Annotated in this window: 3 protein-coding genes; all 3 read right to left on the reverse strand. The window is 60.9% G+C overall.

Features of this window, described 5'->3' with window-relative positions; all coding sequences use genetic code 11:
- On the reverse strand, positions 1-2,084 hold a 2,084-nt coding region (locus tag VL752_RS06555; protein WP_325353368.1), incomplete at its 3' end, for an efflux RND transporter permease subunit.
- Positions 2,081-3,262 (reverse strand): efflux RND transporter periplasmic adaptor subunit, encoded by a 1,182-nt coding sequence (locus tag VL752_RS06560; protein ID WP_325353370.1) that lies wholly within the window; start codon positions 3,260-3,262, stop codon positions 2,081-2,083. The genes VL752_RS06560 and VL752_RS06555, both read right to left, overlap by 4 nt.
- Positions 3,263-3,962: 700 nt before the next feature.
- Positions 3,963-4,175, reverse strand: a 213-nt coding sequence (locus tag VL752_RS06565) for a hypothetical protein (protein WP_325353371.1), incomplete at its 5' end; no start/stop codon positions are given.

A 4,175-nucleotide genomic window follows, 5' to 3' on the forward strand; every position in this document is an offset into this window, starting at 1 on the left:
GGGGCCCAGGCGTTCAACTCCTGCGTGCTGACATCGGTCAGCGTATACTGATATTGCGTCTTGGCGACGCGGCCGCCGATGGTGATATCCTGTGCCGCCTGCATGTAAAGCGTGATGCCGACCTGACTCTGTAGCTGCCTGTTAAGGCGTGCAATAACCTGATCCGCCGAGGCGTGCGGTCCGCGATGGCCCTCGGCCTTCAAAGCGATGAACATGCGGCCCTGATTGGGGGCCGGATTGGCGCCACCTGGCCCGATATAGCTTGCAACCGACTGCACCGCAGGATCTTTCAGGACAAGCGCGATGACCTTCTGCTGCTTGGCCGCGAGATCGGCGATCGAGATATCCTGCGCTCCCTCGGTCACGCCGAAGATCAGGCCCGTATCCTGTTGTGGAAAGAAGCTTTTGGGTGCGGCGCCGTATAGATATCCGGTGAGCACAATCGTGCCGATGAGCACGAGGGCAGTTTTCCCCTGGTGGCGCAGAACGACACGCAGCATGCGATCGTAGCCCGCCGTCAGGCTTTCAAATCCCCGTTCAAGAACGAGATAGGCCCAGCCGTGGCGCACGCCTCCCGCCGGCGGCGTGCGCAGCAGCACCGCCGAGAGCATCGGCGTCAAAGTCAGGGAGATGAAGGTGGAAACGGTAATGGCGACCGCGACGGTGATGGCGAATTCCCGCAGCAGCATGCCGACAATGCCATGCATCAGCAAAAGAGGGATGAAAACTGCCATCAGCGATATGGAAATGGACAGAATCGTAAAGCCGATTTCCCCAGCCCCATGAAGGGCTGCCTCGAGCGGCGTCTCGCCCTTTTCCAAATGATGGACGATGTTCTCGACCATGACGATGGCATCGTCGACCACGAAGCCGACAGCGATTGAGAGCGCCATGAGCGAAAGATTGTCGAGAGAGAACCCAAGCACTGACATGACAGCGAAGGTGCCGACAATCGAGAGCGGGACGGCGACGCCGGGAATGATGGTGGCCCAGACGTTGCGCAGGAACACCAGGATGCTCATGACCACGAGACCGACCGTGAGCACGAGAGTGAACTCTACATCGCTGACCGAGGCCCGGATCGTGGTGGTGCGGTCGGAGACGACGGAGAGTTTGACACCCGGTGGCATAGAAGCCTCGAGCTGGGGTAATTCCTTCTCGATCAGATCGACGGTCTGAATGACGTTGGCATTCGGCAGGCGCTGCACGGCAATGATGATGGCGGGCGATCGATTATACCAGGCAGCGAGCTGGTTGTCGGCCGCACCAATCGAGGCATGGCCGATGTCGCGGATACGGATGGGTGCGCCGTTCCTATAGGCGATAATTGTCTTGTTGTAGTCCACTGTCGGGGTAAGCTGATCATTGGTCTGCAAGGCATAGGATTGCGTCGTCCCCTCCAATATCCCTTTCGGATCGTCGACCGTGACATTCGCAAGCGCCGTGCGGACATCTTCAAGTGTCAGGCCGAGCGCCGATAGCTGCTCCGGATTGACCTGCACGCGCATGGCCGGCTGCTGCTGGCCGCCGATGGTAACAAGACCAACACCGGGTACCTGCGATAGCTTCTGCGCGAGAATGCTTTCTCCGTAATCGTCAACCGTCGTCAGCGGCAAGCTTTTGGACGTCAGGGCCAGCAGCAGGATCGGCGCGTCAGCCGGGTTTGTCTTGCGATAGGTCGGCGGTGTCGGCATGGTTTTTGGCAAGTCGCCCGCAGCCGCGTTAATCGCCGCCTGGACGTCACCCGCGGCCGAATCGACCGTGCGCGATGCATCGAACTGCAAGGTGATCTGCGTCACGCCGGTGGCGCTGGACGAGGTCATCTGCGACAAGCCCGGAATTTCACCGAGCTGGCGTTCCAGCGGCGTCGCGACGGAGGATGCCATCGTCTGCGGATCAGCGCCGGGCATATTCGCCGTCACTTGAATGGTCGGCTGATTGATCGCGGGCAACGAGGCAATTGGCAATGTCTGAAAGGCAATGATTCCGACGAGCAGGATGGCGATCATCAGCATCGCGGTCGCCACCGGATGCCGGATGAACGGCGCCGAGATGCCGCCATGCGTGGGTGTGCCGCCGCTCATGGCTGGATCCCCAGCATTTCGGTTTGCGCATTTTGCAGAGGGGTGGTGGGGTTGCTAGCTTGCACGGCGACCGTTGCGCCCGGCGTCAGCCCGTACTGCCCGTCCGTCACCACCGTTTCCCCGGCATGCAGGCCAGCCGTGACAAGCGCTCGCCCCTGCTGGATCTGAGCAACCGTCACGGGCTGCATTTCCGCGATCTTGTTCCGCACGACCCAGACGTAAGGGCCGCTCGGCCCGCGTTGGACGACTGAGGCCGGAACCGTCAAACCGTTAGGAAGCAGTTTCAGAATGACTCTGGCCTGAACGAACTCCCCGGGCCAAAGCATCCTATGCGTATTGGCGAAGACGGAGCGGAGCGTGATCGTGCCGTTACTGGAATCAACAGTGTTGTTGATGACCGTCAAACGCCCGGTTGCGAGCTTCCTGCGCCCGTCCTGGGACCATGCCTCCACAGGAAGTTGGGCGCCCCCCTGATTGACTTGCGCCTGCACATCGGGCAGGTCTGTCTGGGGCAACGTGAACAGCACGGCGATCGGCTGGACCTGCGTGACCGTCAGCAGCCCCGTTGCCTCATTCGGCTGAACCACGTTCCCAACATCGACCAGACGGAGGCCAGCCACCCCGGTGATCGGCGATCGGATCGTGGCATAATCAAGCGAAAGCTGATCCTGCTCGATAACTGCTTTGTCCGCCGCAATCGCGGCCTGCGCCTGGCTGACCATGGATGCCTGTGTCTCTGCCTGTTGGACACTGGCGTAGCCTTCGCGGGCCAACGGCTCATAGCGGCTCAGATTGGCTGCCGCATTGGTGAGATGGGCATCGTCACGCAGGAGATTGGCCTTGTCCTGATCCAGCCTGGCCTGGAATGGCCGAGGATCAATCCGCACCAGCACGGCATTCTTTTGTACGACGGCACCTTGTTTGTAAGGGATTTGCGTGATCTGGCCTCCAATCTGCGGCTTTATCGTCACCTGATTGTAGGCCTGCACATGCCCTAGTCCGGAAAGGTCGACTTGCACTTTCCCCTGTGTGACCTGTGTTACGGTGACAGGGGTCGGCGGATGAGGCGAGAGTACCACCACGGCCTGGGCCCGGGCATGTCGAAACCCAAACCATCCGCCGGCACCGAGGGCGGCAACGGCAACCAAGATCAGAAAATTTCCCGGCTTTTTCATCATACACAATCCGTGACGGGTAGGCGCTGCGTCGCCCCCGGTTGCATTGAATACGTCGTGTGGCTGCTACAGAAACTGCCGCTTCCCATGCGTCTACGGTGTCGACTCGAACCGCTCGGTTGATGAACACCACACACGGGTCCAGTAGGCCGCGGATCCCCGACTGTACTTATCGGGACGACAAACAGTGTCGCCAAGCGCCGGCAAGTCGAATGGCGCGGCACGTGACCTGACCGGTGCAGCCATGGGGAGAATGCTCCGGGATTTTCGCCTGTCTAATGTCATGATGGTATTGTGGCCAAAGCCGAACGGATGCTCCAATTCGGCCTCCTCACGACGCCATGTCGGTTACGCATATGACCTTTCTGTTACGCATGCGCTGCCTTGGATCAGATCGGATCTCCCAACATGAGGCAGCCAGCCATGAGTCGCGACCGACGGTCCGTCCGTCGCGCTCAACGCCGCGGAAGGTTTGTTGCCCTGATCCGACGCGGTCCTCCGGAGACGGTGGATGGCGCCCTTGGCTTGGAGGCCCTCGGCTCCTGGCCGTCATGTTCTGGCAGCGGAGGCTCGAGGGTTTGGGCGCTCAGCAGTGGCTCAGGGCGACCACACAGCGCGTCGGACGCGCTCGCTAGTGGGCAGATGCTGCTCCGAAGGCGGTCGGGTCGCGACCGCTTCGGTCAGCCATGGGCGGCAGACAAGCTTATGACGACTGTTGACCCGGCTTGAGCGTGATCTGCGCGGTGTAGGCGGAGGGAACGCTCCAGCCTGGAATATTGCCGAGCTGTGCTTCCGTGACCGTATTGACCGTCTGTCCCGGCTTCATCGTAACGATGTCGGACGGATTGTAGTGCGGGTGCCGATGTGTCGGCGTCTGCGCCAAGGCGCTGGCACTTCCCAACATGGAAAGCGCTGC

It is taken from the genome of Acidisoma sp. (genome assembly GCF_035492295.1).
GTDB lineage: Bacteria > Pseudomonadota > Alphaproteobacteria > Acetobacterales > Acetobacteraceae > Acidisoma.

Coding starts and splice junctions, on each gene's coding strand:
- VL752_RS06560 (WP_325353370.1), bottom strand. CDS start 3,262: ATGATGAAAAAGCCGGGAAATTTTCTGATCTTGGTTGCCGTTGCCGCC.